At 73.3% G+C, this 18,683-nt stretch carries 21 protein-coding genes and 1 tRNA gene; 15 read left to right on the top strand and 7 right to left on the bottom strand.

From position 1 onward, the window contains the following. Window positions 1–39 precede the first annotated feature (39 nt). Window positions 40–1,017, top strand: coding sequence for a magnesium/cobalt transporter CorA (corA, locus tag ACFPGP_RS09865; RefSeq protein ID WP_378589665.1), 978 nt, complete (start codon window positions 40–42; stop codon window positions 1,015–1,017). Window positions 1,018–1,029: 12 nt separating this feature from the next. On the opposite strand, the gene ACFPGP_RS09860 is transcribed toward corA, so the two are convergent. Next, the gene (locus ACFPGP_RS09860) at window positions 1,030–1,851 is read right to left on the bottom strand and encodes an undecaprenyl-diphosphate phosphatase (RefSeq protein WP_378590112.1); all 822 of its coding nucleotides are present in this window, start codon (window positions 1,849–1,851) and stop codon (window positions 1,030–1,032) included. Window positions 1,852–1,942: 91 nt separating this feature from the next. Between ACFPGP_RS09860 and ACFPGP_RS09855 the strand changes: the two genes are divergently transcribed. After that, complete coding sequence (locus ACFPGP_RS09855) at window positions 1,943–2,890, top strand: aldo/keto reductase (RefSeq protein ID WP_378589664.1); 948 nt, start codon at window positions 1,943–1,945, stop codon at window positions 2,888–2,890. A 2-nt stretch (window positions 2,891–2,892) separates the two neighbouring features. Then, on the top strand, window positions 2,893–3,126 hold the full coding sequence (locus ACFPGP_RS09850; protein WP_378589662.1) for a DUF5703 family protein: 234 nt from the start codon (window positions 2,893–2,895) through the stop codon (window positions 3,124–3,126). A gap of 16 nt (window positions 3,127–3,142) precedes the next feature. Here ACFPGP_RS09850 and ACFPGP_RS09845 read toward each other — a convergent pair whose 3' ends face one another. Further along, window positions 3,143–4,483, bottom strand: a complete 1,341-nt coding sequence (locus tag ACFPGP_RS09845; protein WP_378589660.1) for a M20/M25/M40 family metallo-hydrolase — start codon at window positions 4,481–4,483, stop codon at window positions 3,143–3,145. Window positions 4,484–4,594: 111 nt separating this feature from the next. Here ACFPGP_RS09845 and ACFPGP_RS09840 point away from each other — a divergent pair. Continuing rightward, window positions 4,595–4,680, top strand: a tRNA-Leu gene (locus tag ACFPGP_RS09840). A gap of 111 nt (window positions 4,681–4,791) precedes the next feature. On the opposite strand, the gene ACFPGP_RS09835 is transcribed toward ACFPGP_RS09840, so the two are convergent. After that, complete coding sequence (locus ACFPGP_RS09835) at window positions 4,792–5,370, bottom strand: TetR/AcrR family transcriptional regulator (RefSeq protein ID WP_378589658.1); 579 nt, start codon at window positions 5,368–5,370, stop codon at window positions 4,792–4,794. A gap of 100 nt (window positions 5,371–5,470) precedes the next feature. On the opposite strand from ACFPGP_RS09835, the gene ACFPGP_RS09830 reads away from it, so the two are divergent. The 6 genes from ACFPGP_RS09830 to katG all read left to right on the top strand — a co-directional run bounded on the left by ACFPGP_RS09830 (window position 5,471) and on the right by katG (window position 10,749). Further along, on the top strand, window positions 5,471–5,860 hold the full coding sequence (locus tag ACFPGP_RS09830; RefSeq protein ID WP_378589656.1) for a type 1 glutamine amidotransferase family protein: 390 nt from the start codon (window positions 5,471–5,473) through the stop codon (window positions 5,858–5,860). Then, window positions 5,830–6,207, top strand: coding sequence for a DJ-1/PfpI family protein (locus ACFPGP_RS09825; protein ID WP_378589654.1), 378 nt, complete (start codon window positions 5,830–5,832; stop codon window positions 6,205–6,207). The genes ACFPGP_RS09830 and ACFPGP_RS09825 overlap by 31 nt, the downstream gene beginning before the upstream one ends. Next, a complete protein-coding gene (locus ACFPGP_RS09820) occupies window positions 6,204–6,833 on the top strand; it encodes an NADPH-dependent F420 reductase (RefSeq protein WP_378589653.1) in 630 nt (209 codons plus the stop codon). The genes ACFPGP_RS09825 and ACFPGP_RS09820 overlap by 4 nt, the downstream gene beginning before the upstream one ends. A 7-nt stretch (window positions 6,834–6,840) precedes the next feature. Continuing rightward, window positions 6,841–7,998, top strand: a complete 1,158-nt coding sequence (locus tag ACFPGP_RS09815; protein WP_378589651.1) for a low temperature requirement protein A — start codon at window positions 6,841–6,843, stop codon at window positions 7,996–7,998. Window positions 7,999–8,059: 61 nt separating this feature from the next. Further along, window positions 8,060–8,497: a Fur family transcriptional regulator gene (locus tag ACFPGP_RS09810; RefSeq protein WP_378589649.1), complete on the top strand. Its 438-nt coding sequence runs from the start codon at window positions 8,060–8,062 to the stop codon at window positions 8,495–8,497. A gap of 41 nt (window positions 8,498–8,538) precedes the next feature. Further along, window positions 8,539–10,749: a catalase/peroxidase HPI gene (katG, locus tag ACFPGP_RS09805; protein ID WP_378589647.1), complete on the top strand. Its 2,211-nt coding sequence runs from the start codon at window positions 8,539–8,541 to the stop codon at window positions 10,747–10,749. A 133-nt stretch (window positions 10,750–10,882) separates the two neighbouring features. On the opposite strand, the gene ACFPGP_RS09800 is transcribed toward katG, so the two are convergent. Further along, window positions 10,883–11,053: a hypothetical protein gene (locus ACFPGP_RS09800; protein WP_378589646.1), complete on the bottom strand. Its 171-nt coding sequence runs from the start codon at window positions 11,051–11,053 to the stop codon at window positions 10,883–10,885. A gap of 195 nt (window positions 11,054–11,248) precedes the next feature. Between ACFPGP_RS09800 and ACFPGP_RS09795 the strand changes: the two genes are divergently transcribed. Both ACFPGP_RS09795 and ACFPGP_RS09790 read left to right on the top strand, forming a co-directional pair. Further along, window positions 11,249–12,184, top strand: a complete 936-nt coding sequence (locus ACFPGP_RS09795; protein ID WP_378589645.1) for a universal stress protein — start codon at window positions 11,249–11,251, stop codon at window positions 12,182–12,184. 30 nt (window positions 12,185–12,214) lie between these two features. Then, the gene (locus tag ACFPGP_RS09790; protein ID WP_378589643.1) at window positions 12,215–12,814 is read left to right on the top strand and encodes a LysR family substrate-binding domain-containing protein; all 600 of its coding nucleotides are present in this window, start codon (window positions 12,215–12,217) and stop codon (window positions 12,812–12,814) included. Window positions 12,815–12,932: 118 nt separating this feature from the next. Here the strand turns inward: ACFPGP_RS09790 and ACFPGP_RS09785 are convergent, their stop codons facing one another. Continuing rightward, entirely contained in the window at window positions 12,933–14,369 is a 1,437-nt protein-coding gene (locus ACFPGP_RS09785; protein ID WP_378589641.1) for a GuaB1 family IMP dehydrogenase-related protein, read from the bottom strand. A gap of 55 nt (window positions 14,370–14,424) precedes the next feature. Here ACFPGP_RS09785 and galK point away from each other — a divergent pair, with 55 nt between their 5' ends. Then, window positions 14,425–15,597 carry a galactokinase gene (gene galK, locus ACFPGP_RS09780; protein WP_378589639.1) on the top strand — a complete coding sequence of 391 codons (1,173 nt, stop codon included), beginning with the start codon at window positions 14,425–14,427 and terminating at the stop codon, window positions 15,595–15,597. 85 nt (window positions 15,598–15,682) lie between these two features. On the opposite strand, the gene ACFPGP_RS09775 is transcribed toward galK, so the two are convergent. Together ACFPGP_RS09775 and ACFPGP_RS09770 are read right to left on the bottom strand one after the other, a co-directional pair. Further along, window positions 15,683–17,005, bottom strand: coding sequence for a DUF2252 domain-containing protein (locus ACFPGP_RS09775; RefSeq protein WP_378589637.1), 1,323 nt, complete (start codon window positions 17,003–17,005; stop codon window positions 15,683–15,685). A gap of 55 nt (window positions 17,006–17,060) precedes the next feature. After that, complete coding sequence (locus ACFPGP_RS09770; protein WP_378589635.1) at window positions 17,061–17,684, bottom strand: hypothetical protein; 624 nt, start codon at window positions 17,682–17,684, stop codon at window positions 17,061–17,063. Window positions 17,685–17,777: 93 nt separating this feature from the next. Between ACFPGP_RS09770 and ACFPGP_RS09765 the strand changes: the two genes are divergently transcribed. Further along, the gene (locus ACFPGP_RS09765; protein WP_378589634.1) at window positions 17,778–18,065 is read left to right on the top strand and encodes a YiaA/YiaB family inner membrane protein; all 288 of its coding nucleotides are present in this window, start codon (window positions 17,778–17,780) and stop codon (window positions 18,063–18,065) included. A gap of 98 nt (window positions 18,066–18,163) precedes the next feature. Beyond that, entirely contained in the window at window positions 18,164–18,673 is a 510-nt protein-coding gene (locus ACFPGP_RS09760; RefSeq protein WP_378589633.1) for a hypothetical protein, read from the top strand. The last annotated feature ends 10 nt before the right edge of the window (window positions 18,674–18,683 follow it).

Below are 18,683 nucleotides of genomic sequence, written 5' to 3'. Positions count from 1 at the left end.
GCGCGTCGCCCGGACGCCGTCGAGGGCTAGCCTCGTCCCGTGATCGTCGACAACGCGCTCTACCGCAGGGGCGTCCGCGTGCCCGTGGAGTGCCAGGTCACCGACCTCGCAGCCGTGCGCGAGCACTGCGGGCCGGGCGACTTCGTCTGGGTCGGCCTGCACGATCCCGACACGGAGGAGCTGGCCGAGGTCGCCAAGGCCTTCGGCCTGCACCCGCTCGCTGTCGAGGACGCGGTCAACGCCCACCAGCGCCCCAAGCTCGAGCGCTACGACGACAGCCTGTTCCTCATCCTCAAGACGCTCTGGTACGTCGACGAGGAGGACGCCGTGGAGACCGGCGAGATCGCGATGTTCGTCGGCAGCGACTTCGTGGTCACCGTGCGCCACGGCGGCGGGGGTGGCCTCCACGGGGCCAGGAGCGCGCTGGAGGACCGCGAGAAGGTGCTCGCCCACGGCCCGTCGGCCGTCGTGTACGCCGTCTGCGACCAGGTGGTCGACTCCTACGAGGCCGTCGCCGACGAGCTCGCCGTCGACGTGGACGAGGTCGAGTCGTCGGTCTTCTCCGACGAGCGCACCGACGACTCCGCCCGCATCTACGTGCTCAAGCGCGAGCTGGCCGAGGTACGGCGCGCGGTGCTGCCGCTGCGAGACCCCGTCGGCCGCTTCGCCACCGGCGTGGTGCGGGGCATCCACGCCGACGCCGGGCCCTACTTCCGCGACGTGGGCGACCACCTCGCCCGCGTGGCCGAAGCCGTCGACAGCCTCGACTCGCTGCTCTCCACCGCCTTCGACGCCCACCTCGCCCAGGTCAGCATCCGGCAGAACGACGACATGCGCCGGATCTCGGCCGTGGTCGGCATGATCGCGGCCCCGACGCTCGTCGGCTCGGTCTACGGGATGAACTTCCAGAACATGCCGGAGCTCCACTGGCACCTGGGGTACCCGTTCGCGCTGCTGCTGATGGCCCTGTCGTCCGCCGTCGTCTACGTGCTCAGCAAGCGCGCCGGCTGGCTCTGAGCCCTCCCGTGCTCAGGCGGCCAGCACGCCGGTCCCGAGCAGGATCAGCACGAAGGAACCCAGGGCGACCCGGTAGATCACGAACGGCAGGTAGGAGTGCGCCACGACGTAGCGCAGCAGCCAGGCGATCGCGGCGTACCCCACCACGAACGACACCACCGTCGCCACGATCGTCGGCCCCCAGCCGTAGAGGTTGTCGCCGTCGGGGACGTCCTTGAGCTCGAAGAGCCCGGCGCCGATGACGGCAGGGATCGCGAGCAGGAAGGCGTAGCGGGTCGCCGCCTCGCGCTCGTAGCCGAGGAAGCGGCCCATGGAGAGGGTCGCCCCCGACCGGGAGACGCCGGGGATCAGAGCGAGCGCCTGTGCGAGGCCCATCAGCACCGCGTCGCGCAGCCCGAGGTCGCGGATCACCTTGTCGTTGGCGCTGACGCGGTCGGCGGCGCCGAGCACCAGGCCCATCACGATCAGCATGGTGCCCACCAGCCACAGGCTGCGGAACTCGGTCTCGATGGTGTCCTTGAGCAGGATGCCGAGCACGACGATCGGCAGCGAGCCGAGGATGATGAACCACCCCATCCGCGCGTCGAAGTGGCCGCGGTACTCCGGACGGACCAGCGAGCGCAGCCAGGCCGACGCGATCCGCCAGATGTCCTTGCGGAAGTAGACGAGGACGGCGAGCTCGGTGCCGATCTGGATGACGGCGGTGAACGCCGCGCCGGGGTCGCCCCACCCGAAGAGCTCGGGGAAGATCCGCAGGTGCGCGCTGCTGGAGATCGGCAGGAACTCGGTCAGCCCCTGGAGTACGCCGAGGAAGATCGCCTGGAGGTAGTCCATGGGGTCCGACACGACTACGCAGCCTAGAGACACACCCCGCCAGATGGGCAGTTGGGCCCGGGGGCGGGTCGCTCCCGATACGGTTGGCCGCATGCAGCAGCGCGCCGTGGGGAGCACCGGGCTCAAGGTCTCGCGCCTCGGGCTGGGCACGCTCACCTGGGGCCGCGACACCGACGAGCACGAGGCCCGTGACCAGCTGGTCGCCTTCGTGGAGGCGGGCGGCACGCTCGTCGACACCGCCGCCGGGTACGGCGACGGCGCCTCGGAGGAGCTGGTCGGTTCGCTGCTCGGCGACGTCGTGGCCCGCGAGGACGTCGTGCTGGCCACCAAGGCCGGCATCTCCCGGCGCCGCGGCACCCGCGAGACCAACGCCTCGCGTGGCTTCCTGCTCAGCACGCTCGACGCCTCCCTGCGCCGGCTCGGCGTCGACCACGTGGACCTCTGGCAGGTGCACACCTGGGTCGACGACACCCCGCTCGAGGAGACGCTGTCGGCGCTCGACCTCGCGGTCTCGAGCGGGCGCGCGTCGTACGTCGGCGTCTCCAACTACAGCGGCTGGCAGACCGGGCAGGCCGCCGCCTGGCAGCGCGCCGTGCCGGGGCGCGCGGTGCTGGCGTCCACCCAGGTGGAGTACTCACTCCTCAGCCGCGGCGTCGAGGCCGAGGTGCTGCCGGCCGCCCAGGCCCTGGGGCTCGGCGTGCTGCCGTGGTCGCCGCTGGGCCGCGGGGTGCTCACCGGCAAGTACCGGCACGGGACGCCCGCGGACTCCCGGGCCGCATCGCCGCACTTCTCCGCCTTCGTCGAGGCCTACCTGACCGACCGCTCCGCACGCGTCGTCGAGGCGGTGGCCGCTGCGGCCGACGGCCTCGGCTGGGCCCCCCTGGAGGTCGCCCTGGCCTGGGTGCGCGACCGGCCCGGCGTGACCGCGCCGATCGTGGGCGCCAGGACGGCCGCCCAGCTCAAGGGCATCCTGGGGGTCGAGGAGCTGAGCCTTCCGGCGGAGATCGTCGACGCCCTCGACGACGTCTCGGGGGACTGAGGATGCACACCACCCCGACCCTGCGCCAGGACCGGCGGCGGGTCGTGGAGTGGGAGTTCCAGAAGCTCACGATCTCGCGCGACTTCTCGCGCAACGTGGTCACCCGGCTGCTCGTCGAGCACGCTGAGCACGGTGGCTGGGAGCTCGACCGCGTCCGCGTCTCCCCCGACGGCACCCGCCGCGTCGTGCTGCGGCGCAAGATCATCCGCCAGCGGGCGACGCTCCCGCCTGCCTGAGCCGCGGGCGACGGCCTCAGATGTCCTCGAGGAACCGGTCGAGCACCCGCGACCCGAACTCGAGCGCGTCGACCGGCACCCGCTCGTCGACGCCGTGGAAGAGCGCGGTGAAGTCGAGGTCGGCGGGCAGCCGCAGGGGCGCGAAGCCGTAGGAGCGCAGCCCGAGCTTGTTGAAGTGCTTGGCGTCGGTGCCGCCGCTCATCAGGTACGGAGCGACCACGGCGTCGGGGTCCTCGGCCATCAGTGAGCGGGTCATCGCCTCGACCAGGGCGCCCTCGTACGGCGTCTCCCAGGGCGCCTGCTTCGAGATGAAGTCGATCGACACGTCGTCGCCGCACAGCTCGGCCAGGGTCGCGAAGAACTCGTCCTCGTAGCCGGGCAGGAAGCGCCCGTCGACGTGTGCGGTCGCCTCGGTCGGGATCACGTTCACCTTGTAACCCGCACCGAGCATCGTCGGGTTGGCGGTGTTGCGCAGCACCGCGCCGAGCATCCGCGACGCGGTCCCGAACTCCTCGACCAGCGCCTCGGCGTTCTCCGGCGTCGCCTCGGTGCCGGCCATCTCGGCGACCGACGCCAGCAGCACCTTCATGGTCGGCGTGAGTCGCACCGGCCACTCGTGGGCACCGATCCGGGCGACGGCGGCGGACAGGGCCGTCACGGCGTTCTCGTGGTTGATCATCGAGCCGTGGCCGGCGCGCCCGCGCGCGGTGAGGCGCATCCAGGCCATGCCCTTCTCCGCGGCCTCGATGAGGTAGAGCCGCCGGCCGCCGATGGTGGCGGAGAAGCCGCCGACCTCGCCGACGGCCTCGGTGCAGTGCTCGAGCTCCTCGCGGTGGTGCTCGACCAGCACCTCCGCACCGCCGTGGCCACCGGCCTCCTCGTCGGCGGTGAAGCACAGCACCACCGGACGCTCGGGCACGCGCCCCGCCCGCTGCCGGGCGCGCACGACCGAGAGCAGCATCGCGTCGAAGTCCTTCATGTCCACCGCGCCGCGGCCCCACAGGTAGCCGTCGCGGACCTCCCCCGCGAACGGGTCGACCTGCCAGTCCGACGCCTCGGCCGGCACGACGTCGAGGTGGCCGTGCAGCAGCAGCGCGCCACGGTCGCCCGAGCCCACCGGTCCGCCCCAGCTGGCCACGACCGAGGTCCTCCCCGGGTCACCCTCGTAGAGACGGGCCTCGATGCCCACCTCGTCGAGCAGCGCGGCCACGTGCTCGGCGGCCTTCCGCTCCCCCGGGCCGTCGTCGTCGCCGTAGTTCGAGGTGTCGATCCGGATCAGGTCCCGGCACAGGTCCACGACCTCCGCGGCGGGGTCGTACGACGGGGTCCCGGCGGTCTGCTCGGTCGGTTCGGCCATGGGCCCAGCATGTCATCCGGTACCCGGTCGGCCCACCCGCCCGCGACGATCCCGGAGGCCCCTCCCGATGCGGAACCGACCCCCCTGCTTTGCTACAGTTCCTGCGCACTCGTCCGGGTGGCGGAATTGGCAGACGCGCTAGCTTGAGGTGCTAGTGCCCGTATTAGGGCGTGGGGGTTCAAGTCCCCCCTCGGACACCGGAGGGACGGCCCCCGACCACCAGGTCGGGGGCCGTTTCGCGTCCCCCGGTCGGGAACCGGTGCCGAGCCCGAGCGTCGATGACCTCGTCGATGATCTCGTCGATGACCTCAGGGCGGCGAGCCGCCGCAGGCACGCCAGACCAGGGTCGCGGTGCGGCGAGCCCAGTCGTCCGGCGGGGTGGTGTCGCTGAGAGCGAAGGCGTACCACGAGCCGGTGAGGAACGAGCCGGCGACGGCGAGGTCGGCGTCCGGGCTGAGCTCGCCGCGCGCCAGTGCGCTCTCGAGGCAGGCGCGGATCCGGGCCCGGCGCGGGCGGACCACCTCGCGCGCGTACTGGTCGCGGACGGCCGGGGTGACGCCGTCGCCCATCATCAGGCCGGCCAGCGGCAGGGCCGCCGCCTCGGTGATGCAGTGCCGGAAGTGCTCCAGCTCCGCGACGAGGTCCGCAAAGGGCTCCCCCCTGGCGACCGGCGGGTCGACCGCGGCGAGATGGGCCACGGCGTCGACGACGAGTGCGCTCTTGTCCGCCCATCTGCGGTAGATGGCCGGCCGGGTGGTTCCGGCCTCGGCGGCGACGGCCGCGAGGGAGAGACCGCCCATGCCGTCACGCGCCAGCTGTCGCAGGGTCGCCTCCAGCACTGCGACGTCGATGGTGGCGTCGCGGGGTCGGCCGGTCCCGGTCGTCATGCGGTGAGGTTACGTGACAGTCGCGTATTGATTCCACCGGGTTCCGTGCCTAGCCTCTACTCATTACATGTCCGTCTCGTAATAGATCATGGAGGAGTCCGTGACCGCCACCATCGACACCCACGGCGCGAAGAGCGTCCTCATGCTGGCCTCCAACCCCGCCACGTCGGAGCAGACCGGGTGGCCGATCGGCTTCTGGTGGGCCGAGCTGACCCACCCCTACTGGGAGTTCACCGAGGCCGGCTACCGGGTCACCATCGCCAGCCCGGACGGCGGCGCGCTGGTCGCCGACTCCTTCTCCGACCCCACCGACCCCTCGGGGTACTCGGCGCACGACCTGCTCTCCCGCGGCTTCATGGCCAGTCCGGAGCATGCCGCCCTCGTCGCCGACACGCCGTCGCTGTCGGACGTGGACGTCGACAGCCACGACGCGGTCTTCCTGGTGGGCGGTCAGGCGCCATGTACACGTTCCGGCACGACGACCGGGTGAAGGACCTCGTCGGCCGGGTCGTGGACGACGGCAGGATCGCGGCCGTCGTCTGCCACGCGACCTGCGTGCTGCTCGACGCGAGGACGCTCGACGGGCAGCTCGTGGTCGCCGGCCGGACCTGGACCGGCTTCGCCAACGCCGAGGAGGACTACGCCGACGAGTTCGCCGGGTTGCGCATCCAGCCGTTCCGCATCGAGGACGAGGCCCGCGCCGTCACCGGGACCAACTTCGTGGTCCACGGCCGGTTCCGGCCCCACGCCGTGCGCCACGGCAACCTCGTCACGGGCCAGCAGCAGTACTCCGGCGCCGCCGCGGCGCGGCTGGTGATCGAGGCGCTGGGCCGATGAGGCAGCCAGGACGCAGCCGCGTCGTGGTCGTGGGTGCCGGGAACGTGGGCGCCGCGCTGGGCACCAACCTGCTGCGACTGGGTCACGAGGTGGGTTTCGCCCTTCGCCGAGGCTCGGCCCGGCCGCTCCCGCCCGGCTCGAGCTCGCTCCCCCTCGACGGCGCAGGCCGCGCGGCCGATCTCGTGGTGCTGGCGGCGCCGTTTCCCGCCGTCGAGGAGGTCCTGCCCCGCCTCGAGCTGCCCCCGGGCGCGCTCCTCGTCGACGCCACCAACCCCTTCGGCCGGCCGCTCCCGGCGGGTTACGACAGCGGCGCGGCTCTGGTCGCGGACCTGGCCGGCCCCGGCGTTCGTGTGGTCAAGGCGTTCAACGTCCTCGGCGCCGAGCACATGGCCGACCCCGTCCTGCCGGATGGCCAACGGCCGCTCCTGCCCGTCGCCGGGGACGATCCCGGCGCACGGGCGGACGTCGCCGCACTGGCCCGCGACATGGGCTTCCACTCCGTCGAGGTCGGCGACCTGTCGGCCGCCGCGGTGATGGAGTCCGCCGCACGCTACTGGGGGCTGCTGGCCCACGACGGCGGCCTGGGCCGCCGGTTCGCCCTCGTCGCCTGCCAGCGTGAGGACTGAGTCGCGCATGGACTCACCCGGCCGGTACCTGACTCCCGCGACGATGCGTGATCACGACGTCGCGGAGCGAGCCTCCACCCCCCTGGAGCTGCTGTTCGACCTCTGCTTCGTCGTTGCCGTTGCCGTCCTCGCCGCTGAGCTCCACCACGGCGTGGCCGAGGGCCACGGGCTCGAGGCGACACTGACCTACAGCGCGCTCTTCGTACCGCTGTGGTGGGCCTGGATGAGCTACACGTGGTTCGCGACCGCCTTCTCCCACGACGACCCGCAGACCCGGCTGCTGACCCTCCTGCAGATGGGTGGGGTCCTGGCGGTGGCTGCCGCGGTGCCCAGCGCGGTCGCCGGCGACCTGCTGGCGTTCGCGGTCGCCTACGCGCTGATGCGGCTCCCCCTGGTGCTCCAGTGGTTGCGGGCAGCCCATGACGACCCCGCCCACCGGGCCTTCGCGCTGACCTACGCCGTCGGCTCGGTCCTGGCGCAGGTCCTGTGGCTGCTCGGCGCGGCGGCTCACGGCGCCCCTCGCTGGGTGGCCTTCATCGTCGCCCTCGGCGTCGAGCTCGCCACGCCGGTCCTCGCCGTACGACGCTCGCCCGACCGGGTGTTCCACCCGGGCCACATCGCGGAGCGGTACGGCCTGTTCACCATCATCGTGCTCGGGGAGACGATCCTGGCGGTGTCAGTCGGACTCCAGGAGGTCCTCGCGGGCGAGGGGGACGTCGCCCACGCCGCGGTGGTCGTCGGCGCCGCCCTGGTCCTCGCGTTCGGACTCTGGTGGGTCTACTTCGACGCTCTCGGGCGCGACGGGCTGACGCGGAACCGTCGCGCCGCCTTCACCTGGGGCTACGGCCACTACGTCCTGTACGCGTCCGTGGCGGCGCTCGGCGCCGGGGTGCAGGTGCAGCTGGACGACCACGCCCTTCCGGACCCCGTCCGCGCGGCCTCGGTCGCCGCGCCCGTCGCCCTGTCGCTCGCCGCCATCGCCTGGTTGCAGGTCGTGGCGAACCGCAGGACCGGGGACGCCGTGAGGCTCATCGCGGGCGCGGGGCTCGCCCTGGGCGTGCTGGCGAGCGGCTGGTGGGCGCCTGCCGTGGTGATCGACCTGGCGCTCGCTGCCATCGTCGTCGGCGTGGTGCTCGCCGAGGTCCGGAGCCGCCGCGCTGCCTGAGGAGACGCCGCCGCGCGCGGCGTGTCTTGAACTGTTCAAGAATCTGGGCAAGGATGCGGACGTGTCCCCGGTCACCGACGTCGAGCGCCTCCTGAGAGAGGCGGGGCTGCGGGTGACGCGACCCCGGGCGGCGGTGCTCGCCGCGGTGCACTCGCACCCGCACGCCGACACCGACACCCTCATCGGCGCCGCTCGCGCCGATCTGCGCCACGAGGGTCAGGACGTCTCCCACCAGGCCGTGTACGACGCGCTGCGCGCGCTCACCGACGCCGGCCTCGTCCGGCGGATCCAGCCCCAGCGGTCGGTGGCGCGCTACGAGGCCCGGGTGGGCGACAACCACCACCACGTCGTGTGCCGCTCGTGCGGCACGATCGCCGACGTCGACTGCGCGGTCGACGCCACGCCGTGCCTGACCGCGTCCGACCACCACGGGTTCGTCATCGACGAGGCCGAGGTCATCTACTGGGGCCACTGCCCCTCCTGCCTGTCCAGCACCTGATCCCCGCACCCCATCCCCGCACCGAACCCGGAAGGAACCCCATGGCTGAGCACGACGCCAAAGTCGGCGACATGAACACCGAGGAGAGCGAGGGCGCCTGCCCCGTCGCCCACGAGCGGGTCCCGAACCACCCGACCGAGGGCGCCGGCAACCGCGACTGGTGGCCCAACCGGCTCAACCTGAAGATCCTCGCCAAGAACCCCGCGGTGGCCAACCCGCTGGGCGAGGAGTTCGACTACGCCGCGGCGTTCAGCGCGCTCGACCTGGCCGCCGTCAAGGCCGACATCCGCGACGTGCTCACCACCTCCCAGGACTGGTGGCCCGCCGACTTCGGCCACTACGGCCCGTTCATGATCCGGATGGCGTGGCACAGCGCCGGCACCTACCGCATCAGCGACGGCCGCGGCGGCGCGGGCGCCGGCCAGCAGCGGTTCGCGCCCCTCAACAGCTGGCCCGACAACGGCAACCTCGACAAGGCCCGCCGGCTGCTGTGGCCGGTCAAGAAGAAGTACGGCCAGAGCCTCTCCTGGGCCGACCTGATGGTGCTCACGGGCAACGTCGCCCTGGAGTCCATGGGCTTCGAGACCTTCGGCTTCGCCGGTGGTCGTGAGGACGTGTGGGAGCCCGACGAGGACGTCTACTGGGGCCCGGAGAACGAGTGGCTCGGCGACGCCCGCTACAGCGGGGAGCGTGACCTCGAGAACCCGCTCGCCGCCGTCCAGATGGGCCTCATCTACGTCAACCCGGAGGGACCCAACGGCAACCCCGACCCGCTCGCCGCGGCCCGCGACATCCGCGAGACCTTCCGCCGGATGGCGATGAACGACGAGGAGACCGTCGCGCTGATCGCCGGCGGCCACACCTTCGGCAAGACCCACGGGGCGGCCGACCCCGATCGCTACGTCGGCCCGGAGCCGGAGGCCGCGGGGCTGGAGGAGCAGGGCTTCGGCTGGCGGAACTCGTTCGGGACGGGCAAGGGCGAGGACGCGATCACCAGTGGCCTCGAGGTGACCTGGACCGCCACGCCCACCCAGTGGAGCAACGGCTTCTTCGACCACCTCTTCGGCTTCGAGTGGGAGCTCACCAAGAGCCCCGCCGGCGCCCACCAGTGGCAGCCGAAGGACGGCGCCGGCAAGGACGCCGTCCCCGGCCCCGCCGAGGGCTCCCCCCGCCGGGTGCCGACCATGCTCACCACCGACCTCGCGCTGCGCTTCGACCCGGTCTACGAGCCGATCTCGCGCCGCTTCCACGAGAACCCCGCCGAGTTCGCCGACGCGTTCGCGCGCGCCTGGTTCAAGCTCACCCACCGCGACATGGGACCCGTGTCGCGCTACCTCGGCCCCGAGGTGCCGCAGGAGACGCTGCTCTGGCAGGACCCGGTCCCGGCGGGCGAGGCACTGTCACCCGACGACGTCGCGGCCCTCAAGGCAGCGGTGCTGGCGTCGGGCCTCACCGTCGCCCAGCTGGTGTCGACCGCGTGGGCCTCAGCCTCGACCTTCCGCGGCAGCGACAAGCGCGGTGGGGCGAACGGCGCGCGGGTCCGCCTCGAGCCGCAGAACGGGTGGGAGGTCAACGACCCCGACCAGCTCGCCACCGTGCTGCGCACCCTGGAGGAGGTTCGGTCGTCGTTCGGTGGCCGGGTCTCGATGGCCGACCTGATCGTGATCGGCGGCGCCGCGGCGGTCGAGCAGGCCGCCCGCGACGCCGGGGTCACGGTCGAGGTGCCGGTGAGCACGGGTCGCGGCGACGCCTCCCAGGAGGAGACCGACGTCGAGTCCTTCGCTGCGCTCGAGCCCACGGTCGACGGGTTCCGCAACTACCTCGGCAAGGGCCACCGGCTCCCCGCCGAGTACCTGCTCCTCGACCGGGCCAACCTGCTGACCCTCAGCGCACCGGAGATGACCGTCCTCGTCGGCGGCCTCCGGGTCCTCGGCGCCAACCAGGGCGGCAGCGACACCGGCGTGCTGACCCGCACTCCCGGCCGGCTGACCAACGACTTCTTCGTCAACCTGCTCGACATGGGCACGACGTGGAAGGCGGTCGACGACGCGCAGGAGACCTTCGAGGCGCGCGACGACGCGGGGAACGTCGTGTGGACCGGCAGCCGCGTCGACCTGGTCTTCGGCTCGAACTCCGAGCTGCGCGCCCTTGCCGAGGTCTACGCCAGCGACGACGCCCGTGAGAAGTTCGCGCACGACTTCGCGGCCGCGTGGACCAAGGTGATGGAGCTCGACCGCTTCGACCTGGCCTGACGGGTCCAGCTCGGTCCGCCCACCCCGGTCCGGACCGCTTCTTGAGGAGAACTTGACGAAGCGGTCCGGTCGGGCGCACCCTCGACAGCACTCCCCGGACGAGCCCAGACGGGCCGGGGCACAGCGACGCAGGTCAGGCCACCCAGGGGTCACGACCTGCGTCGCAGCCGTTCCGGGCCCAGCTGGGGATCAGCACCAGGCCGGAGAACAGGGAGCCGCCCACGGTGAGCAGGCCCTGCATGTGGGTCGGCACGTGGCCGCGCAGCACGGCGAAGCCCGCGCCGAGGCCGCCGAGCAGGGGCACGGTCCTGGGCCTCTCGCGGGCGGGGCGAGTCAGGTACCCCCTCGGCCGACGGGTCACACACCGGAGCCCGGACTGGTCCGGACAGAAGACCTTCGGCGCGCGGCACCGGGCCGTTGGTCCCTGTCTGGACCCACCCCGCCGAGCAAGGCTGGAGGTGACGGATCGGAGGAACCTCAGCCCGCGAGGAGACACACCATGACCACCACCGGCCCCGTCGTCGTCGCCGTCCCTGCCCAGGACGAGCACCACGCCGCCGTGCAGTACGGCGCTCGGGAGGTCCTGCGCACGGGTGGGGAGCTGCGCCTCGTGCACTGCTACCAGCTGCGCCCCACCGGCCCCGAGACCGAGCTCGTCGAGTTCACCAGCATCGAGGCCACCGCCCGCACCGTCATCGACGCCGCACGCGAGCGCGCCGAGCACCTCGTCGGCGATCCCGCCCCCGAGGGCGTGACGGTCACCGCGCGCACCGCCCACGGCGCCGCCGTGCACCGCCTCGTCGAGGCGGGTGAGAACGCCCGCATGGTGGTGCTCGAGCGCCGTGACCTCTCCCGTGCGCGCCGCGCGGTCACCCGCTCGACGACCAGCGGCGTCGCCGCGCGTGCCCACGTGCCGGTCGTCGTGGTGCCACCGGGGTGGTCCCCCGCGGCCGCGGACAGCAAGCCGGTCACGGTCGCCGTCGACGACGCCTCGTCCGCCTCGTCGCTGCTTCGCACCGCGCTCGACCAGGCCCGCACCGCCGGCACCACGCTCCGCGTCTTCCACGCCTGGTGGTTCCCCACGGCCTACGAGGACCTCTCCGTCGACCCCGTGGGCGCCGCCGAGTGGACCGAGCGCGCCCGCCACGAGATCGAGGAGGCGCTCGCCGGGCCGCGCGCCGAGTACCCCGACGTGCCGGTCGAGATCGAGGTCCACCACGGTCGCCCGGCCGACCTGCTGCTCGCGGAGGCCGAGCGGTCCGCACTTCTCGTCGTCGGACGCCACGACCCGGCCATCCCGCTCGGGTCGCACCTCGGGCCGGTCGCACGCACCGTCCTGCGCGAGGCCGCCTGCCCGGTGCTCGTGGCCGCCCCGGTCGAGTCACACCACCACGGCCACCGTCCCCACCGCCACCAGGTCGGCTCGCACGCCTGACCGCTGCGTCGCGGCGACTACAGTCACGGCGTGCCCCCCGACGACGCGCCGTTCCGGATCGGGTTCGTGACCGGCGCGACCCCCGACAAGTGGGCGCGCACCTGGCGCGAGCGGCGCCGCGACGCCCTCGAGCTGGTGCCGCTCGAGGAGACCGACCAGGAGGTCGGCGTCCGCGACGGCAGCCTCTCGATGGTGCTGGCCCGGCTGCCCGTGGATCGCACCGGTCTGCACTGCATCCCGCTCTACGAGGAGCGTCCCGTGGTGGTCGCGGGCCACGACCACGTCGTCGCGGCCACCGACCCGCACGAGGAGCTGCGGCTCGCCGACCTCGCCGACGAGCAGCTGGTGCTGCCGCACCGCTCCGGCTGGACACCCTCGGCGCCCCAGCTGTCCTGGCCCGCCATGAGCGAGCGCGACGCCGTGGCCACCGTCGCTGCCGGCACCGGCATCGTCCTCCTCCCCCAGTCGGTGGCCCGGTTGCACCACCGCAAGGATGTCGTGCAGCGCTTCGTCGCGGACCTCCCCGGCACCACGATCGGCCTCGTCTGGCGCGTCGACGACGAGGACGAGCGGATCCAGGCCTTCATCGGCGTCGTGCGCGGGCGTACGGCGCGCAGCAGCCGCGGCTGACCGTCCCGTGCCGGCGCGACCGCGCGGTGACGACGTCGTCATCGCCGTGGAGCAGGACCCCGACGCGGTGCCGGAGCCGCGCTGACGCGCACCGCGTACGACGCGCGGGGCCGGCCGCTCACCAGCTCGTGGTGAGCGGCCGGCCCTCGTGGAACCCGGCGGTCGACTGCACCCCCACGACCGCGCGCTCGTGGAGCTCGACGAGCGAGCCGGCACCGGCGTACGTGCAGGCGGACCGGACACCGGAGCAGATCTCGTCGATCAGGTCCTCCACCCCCGGACGCGCGGGGTCGAGGTACATCCGCGAGGAGGAGATCCCCTCCTCGTAGAGGCCCTTGCGGGCCCGGTCGAAGGCGGACTCGTGCGCGGTGCGGCTGGCCACTGCGCGGGCCGACGCCATGCCGAAGGAGACCTTGTAGGGGCGGCCGTCGACGTCGTGGAGCAGGTCGCCCGGCGACTCGTGGGTGCCGGCGAACCAGGACCCGATCATCACCGACCCCGCACCCGCAGCCAGCGCCAGCGCCACGTCACGTGGGTGGCGCACGCCGCCGTCGGCCCACACGTGGCGGCCCAGCGCCCGCGCCGCGGCCGCACACTCCAGCACGGCGGTGAACTGCGGGCGCCCCACCCCGGTCATCATCCGGGTGGTGCACATGGCGCCCGGCCCGACGCCGACCTTGACGATGTCGGCCCCGGCCTCGATCAGCGCCCGGGTGCCCTCGGCGGAGACCACGTTGCCCGCGACGACCGGCACGCCCGGGTCGAGCGCGCGGACGACGCCGAGCGCCTCGACCATGCGGTCCTGGTGGCCGTGCGCGGTGTCGACGACGAGGCAGTCCACCCCGCCGGCGAGCAGGTCGCGGGCGCGCTGGGCCACCTCGCCGTTCACGCCGACGGCGGCGGCCACGCGCAGCCGGCCCGCCGCGTCGGCAGCCGGCTGGTAGAGCGTGGAGCGCAGGGCGCCGTTCTGGGTGATCACGCCGACGAGGGCGCCGTCGTCGTCGACGGCGACGGCGAGGTGCTCGCGGGCGGCCTCCAGCGCCTCGAACGCGGCCCGCGGGTCGGTGGTGTGGGCGATGCTGACGAACGACGGGTTCATCACCTGGCGCACCTGTGCGAAGCGGTCGACCTCGCCGCAGTCGGACTCGGAGACCACGCCGACCGGCCGGGCGCCGTCGACCACCACGGCCGCCCGGTGCGCCCGCTTGGGGATCAGCGACAGCGCCTCGGCCACCGTCTGGTCGGGGCGCAGCTCGATCGGCGTGTCGAAGACCAGGTGCCGCTCCTTGACGTAGCGGATGACGTCGGTGACGACGGGGATCGGGATGTCCTGCGGGATCACCACCAGGCCGCCGCGCCGGGACACGGTCTCGGCCATCCGCTTGCCGGCCACCGCCGTCATGTTCGCGACGACGAGCGGCAGCGTCGCGCCGGTGCCGTCGTCGGTGCTCAGGTCGACGTCGAAGCGGCTGGCCACGGCCGAGCGCCGGGGCACCATGAAGACGTCGTCGTAGGTCAGGTCGTGCGACGGGGTCGCGGTTCCGAGGAAGTGCACGACGGGTGAATCTACGCGACCCGGCTGCTTGTGGGCCCGCGCCTAGGGTGGCCGGGTGGCTCTCCTGCATCCGGGTTCCCGCGACGACCTCACCGAACGCGCGACGGCGGCCTTCCGGGCCGCGCACGGCCGGGCCCCCACGCTGGTGGCCCGCGCTCCCGGCCGGGTCAACCTGATCGGTGAGCACACCGACTACAACGGCGGGCTGTGCCTGCCCGTCGCGCTGCCCCACGCGACGTACGTCGCGGCTGCGGCGCGCGACGACGCCGGGGTCGCGGCAGTCAGCCGCCAGGCCGACGACGGCTGGACGGCCGCGGCCGGCGGCCTGGGGCCGGGGGCGCTCGACGGCTGGGCGGCGTACGTCGGCGGCGTGGTGTGGGCGCTGCGCGACGACGGTCTCGACGTGCCCGGCGTCGACCTCGCCGTGGAGAGCACGGTGCCCCTCGGCGCGGGGCTGTCGAGCTCCGCGGCCATCGAGTGCGCGGTGGCGGTGGCGGCGGCGCGGCTGGCCGGGCTGGACGACTCCCCCGACCTGCGACGTCGGCTGGTGAGCGCCTGCATGCGCGCCGAGGCGGAGGTCGCCGGTGCGCCCACCGGCGGGATGGACCAGACGGTGGCGCTGCTCGCGTCGCCCGGGGCTGGACTCCTGATCGACTTCACCACCCACGACACACGCGCGGTGCCCCTGGCCCTCGAGGAGGCCGGGCTGGCGCTGCTCGTGACCGACACCCGGGTCTCGCACGCGCTCGTCGACGGCGGCTACGCGGAGCGCCGGGCGGACTGCGAGGCCGCGGCCGCGGCGCTCGGGCTCGTCTCCCTGCGCGGGGCCGACCTGGCGTCGGTGGAGACGCTGGCCGACGACCGGCTGCGGCGCCGCGCGCGGCACGTGGTCACCGAGATCGGCCGGGTCACCGAGGTGGTCCGGCTGGTCGAGGCCGGCACGTGGGACTCGCTCGGCGCGGTGCTCGCGTCGTCGCACGCCTCGATGCGCGACGACTTCGACATCTCCTGCGCCGAGCTCGACCTCGCGGTGACCACCGCCGTCGAGGCCGGAGCCCTCGGCGCCCGGATGACCGGGGGCGGCTTCGGCGGCTCGAGCGTCGCCCTGGTCCCGACCGAGCGCCTCGACGCCGTCGTGCGCGCCGTCGACACGGCGTTCGTCGCCGCCGGCTTCCGTGCGCCCGCCCACCTCCGCGCCGACCCGTCGGGCCCGGCGGAGGTGATCTGAGAATTGCGGTTGGTGACCAGACGACGGATGTGACCGGTGACATCGTGCCGATTGGTCACCAACCGCACTGACAGACGCCGGCCGCTCAGGTCGCCGAGACGCCGATCCGGCCCTCGCGGAAGGCGTCGACGAAGAGGGCGTGGTCGTCGCGCACGCGGACGGCGTAGCGCATCGCGAAGTCGGTGAGCCAGCTGGTGAGCTCGCGGCGGCGCCCCTCCACCGAGGCGGCCACCGCCTCCTCGACCTGGAAGTCGACGAGGTCCTGCTCGCTGTCCTCGTCGGAGGCGCAGTGGATCTTGGCGGTCGCCCGGCCGAGCAGGCCGACCACGGCCGCGATCTCGTCGGGCTCGGTGAGCCCCGACCAGTCGAGGTCCACCTCGTACGGCGAGACCTCGCTGACGACGTAGCCCACGCCGCCGAGCTCGGTGTGGCCGAGCAGCGGGTCGGTGTGCACCTGGAGGGCGCGCTGGCTGACGACCGTCCGGTGCCCCTCGTGCTGGAAGTAGTCCTCGACCGCCGTCGTGTCGACAAAGCGACTCACGGCCGGCACGTTGGCCTGCTTCATCGACAGCACGACGTCGTTGTCGAGCGCCTGGCTGTACCCCTCCACCAGCACGTTGTACGCCGGGAGGCCCGCGCTGCCGATCCCGAAGCCCGACTTGCCCACGACGTCGCGCAGCTCGTAGAAGAGCTCGCGGTCGAAGCGCTTGTCCTCCGGGATCGTCTCGAGGTAGCCCTCGAACGCCCGCACCACCTGCTGCCGCTCGCGCTTGCCGAGCCGCCGCACCGAGGAGTCCTCGCGGAAGACCCGGACGTCCTGGTCGAGCACGGTGGAGGCGTCGAGCAGGTCGGCCCGCCGCCGGCCCCGCGCCGACACCAGCGCGGCGTGCACCGGCCCCTCGGTGTTGTCGAGGTGCAGCGCGAAGTCGTCGTCCTCCGCGCTGCGGCGGTACTCGTCGACCTGCGCGAGGTAGGCGCGCACGTAGGAGCCGATCAGCCGCCGCACGTCCTCCTCGGGCAGCGCCTTCTGCCAGCCGACGAGCGCCAGCGACGCCGCGAAGCGCTGCAGGTCCCAGGTGAAGCGGCCGAGGTAGGCCTCGTCGAAGTCGTTGACGTCGAAGACCAGGACGCCGTCGGAGTTGAGGTAGGTGCCGAAGTTCTCCACGTGCAGGTCAGCGTGCACCCAGATCCGCCGGGCCCGGTCGTCGCAGAAGTCCTCCGCCCACTCCCCCTTCTCGTCGGTGACGTCGGCGTAGAACAGGCACGCCGTCCCTCGGTAGAACGAGTGCGGGTCGGAGGCCATCTTGCGGTACTTGCTCCGGAACGCCGCGGGGTCGGCCTCCATCAGGGGCGCGAACGCCTCTCCGAGCACGTCGACGATCCGGTCGGTGCGCTTCTTGTCCACCATGGGCCTCACCGTTCCCCTCCGGAGCGTGAACCAACCGTGGTCCGGACCACCGCCGTCAGGCGGACGGGGCGGCCAGCGCTGGTGGCACCAGCCCGACCGTGCGCATCTCGAGCGACGCCAGCGCCCGTACGACGTCCGCGTCGCCCTCGCGCCAGGCGGTGACCGGGTCGTCGGAGATCCGGCCCAGCACGTGCATCGGCTGGTGGGCCATCGCCCGGAGCGCGAACAGCGCGAGGTCGGCGTCGGAGTCGACGAACCGCTGCCCCGCGGCCGCCTCCCGCGCGAACCGCAGCCGCCGCGGCAGCCAGAAGCCGACCACGATCAGGATCGGCACCAGGGCCGTGGACAGCCCGAGCACCAGCGCCAGCGACTCCACCGCCTCGACCTGCTGCCGCCCGGCCTCCGCGATCTGCTCGGAGGCGCCCGAGGCCTGGTCGAAGGGCGCGGCAACCTCGTCGCCCACCAGCGGCACCGAGCTCAACCGCTCCCCCGCGTCCGACATCGACCCCGCCAGCCCGGTGGCCGACTCCGCCACCTGCCGGCCGGGTGCGGCGAGCGCCATGGTGCCGTCGTGGACGGCCATGCCGAACCACGACCACAGCACCACCCACAGCACCACGAGGCAGTCGGCGAGGATCTGGCGGGCCCGGCGTCCGGGCAGGTCGGCGTACAGCTTCATGGGCCCATCCGACCAGATTGAGCGCGCATACTCACTCCCCGTCGGGTACGACGACGGGCCCCGGCCGCCCCGGACCCGACGAGGCTGCTCCCCATGAGCCAGCCACAGCACCCCAGCAACACCACCGCGTTCTACGCCCAGGCGGGCATCTCCTTCGCGATCGCCCTCCTCACCCTGGTCTTCTCGATCTTCTACCTCCCGGTGGACCCCTGGATCCGGGCCTTCCTCGGGATCGGGATCCTCTACCTGACCACCTCGTCGTTCACGCTCGCCAAGTGCGTCCGCGACGCCCAGGAGACCCAGGCGGTCTACGCCAGGCTCGACCAGGCCCGCGTGGAGAAGATCCTCAGCGAGCACGACCCGTTCCGCTCCGTCTCCTGACCCCCACCCGTCCCAGAAGGGCGCCGGCGCCTCCTGCGCCGGCGCCCTTCGTGCTTGACTGCCCGTGAGACCTCGAACGCGACCGGGAGGAACCGACCGTGGCCCGTACCAACCCGCTCGACCTGCTCCGCACCGCCGCCCGCGAGGGAGTCCACGCGGGGGTGACGGTCGGCGGCAAGGCGCTCGGTCACGCGGCGGCCCTCGCCCACGCGGGCCTGGTCCGCGGCCAGGCGGCGGTGACCGCCGCCACGGCGCGACGCCGTCAGCCGCCCGCCCCGGGGTCGAGCCGCACCGAGCCGACCTTCGTCGAGCCGGTCGAGCCCGACTCCTTGGAGGTCGAGGACGTCGAGGAGTCCGAGGAGGCACCGCCCGCACCGAAGCCTCGTCGCGCCGCCCCGGCCACGACGAAGGCTTCGTCGAAGAAGGCCCCACCGAAGAAGGCCGCGACGTCGCCTGAAGCGCCGTCGACCACGCCGTCTCCGGCCGAGGTCGCCAAGCGGGCCCAGCCCCGCCCCAGCGCCCGGCCGCCGGCGAAGAAGGCCGCCCGCACCTCGCCCCCGGGGCCCGGCGCGAAGCTGCCGCCCCGGCGCGAGGCCGAGCAGGACTGACCCGCGCCGC

Source organism: Nocardioides taihuensis (assembly GCF_042657275.1).
GTDB lineage: Bacteria > Actinomycetota > Actinomycetes > Propionibacteriales > Nocardioidaceae > Nocardioides > Nocardioides taihuensis.
Note: the sequence above shows the minus strand (reverse complement) of the source record. Positions and strands in the feature narration are given on the sequence as shown.

Excerpts from the sequence above, each read along its gene's own strand:
- ACFPGP_RS09775 (WP_378589637.1), bottom strand. The coding sequence starts at position 17,005 with ATGGTGGACAAGAAGCGCACCGACCGGATCGTCGACGTGCTCGGAGAG.
- katG (WP_378589647.1), top strand. The coding sequence starts at position 8,539 with ATGGCTGAGCACGACGCCAAAGTCGGCGACATGAACACCGAGGAGAGC.
- ACFPGP_RS09825 (WP_378589654.1), top strand. The coding sequence starts at position 5,830 with ATGTACACGTTCCGGCACGACGACCGGGTGAAGGACCTCGTCGGCCGG.
- ACFPGP_RS09855 (WP_378589664.1), top strand. The coding sequence starts at position 1,943 with ATGCAGCAGCGCGCCGTGGGGAGCACCGGGCTCAAGGTCTCGCGCCTC.
- ACFPGP_RS09835 (WP_378589658.1), bottom strand. The coding sequence starts at position 5,370 with ATGACGACCGGGACCGGCCGACCCCGCGACGCCACCATCGACGTCGCA.
- ACFPGP_RS09845 (WP_378589660.1), bottom strand. The coding sequence starts at position 4,483 with ATGGCCGAACCGACCGAGCAGACCGCCGGGACCCCGTCGTACGACCCC.
- ACFPGP_RS09770 (WP_378589635.1), bottom strand. The coding sequence starts at position 17,684 with ATGAAGCTGTACGCCGACCTGCCCGGACGCCGGGCCCGCCAGATCCTC.
- ACFPGP_RS09850 (WP_378589662.1), top strand. The coding sequence starts at position 2,893 with ATGCACACCACCCCGACCCTGCGCCAGGACCGGCGGCGGGTCGTGGAG.
- ACFPGP_RS09795 (WP_378589645.1), top strand. The coding sequence starts at position 11,249 with ATGACCACCACCGGCCCCGTCGTCGTCGCCGTCCCTGCCCAGGACGAG.
- ACFPGP_RS09815 (WP_378589651.1), top strand. The coding sequence starts at position 6,841 with ATGGACTCACCCGGCCGGTACCTGACTCCCGCGACGATGCGTGATCAC.
- ACFPGP_RS09820 (WP_378589653.1), top strand. The coding sequence starts at position 6,204 with ATGAGGCAGCCAGGACGCAGCCGCGTCGTGGTCGTGGGTGCCGGGAAC.
- ACFPGP_RS09765 (WP_378589634.1), top strand. The coding sequence starts at position 17,778 with ATGAGCCAGCCACAGCACCCCAGCAACACCACCGCGTTCTACGCCCAG.
- ACFPGP_RS09860 (WP_378590112.1), bottom strand. The coding sequence starts at position 1,851 with ATGGACTACCTCCAGGCGATCTTCCTCGGCGTACTCCAGGGGCTGACC.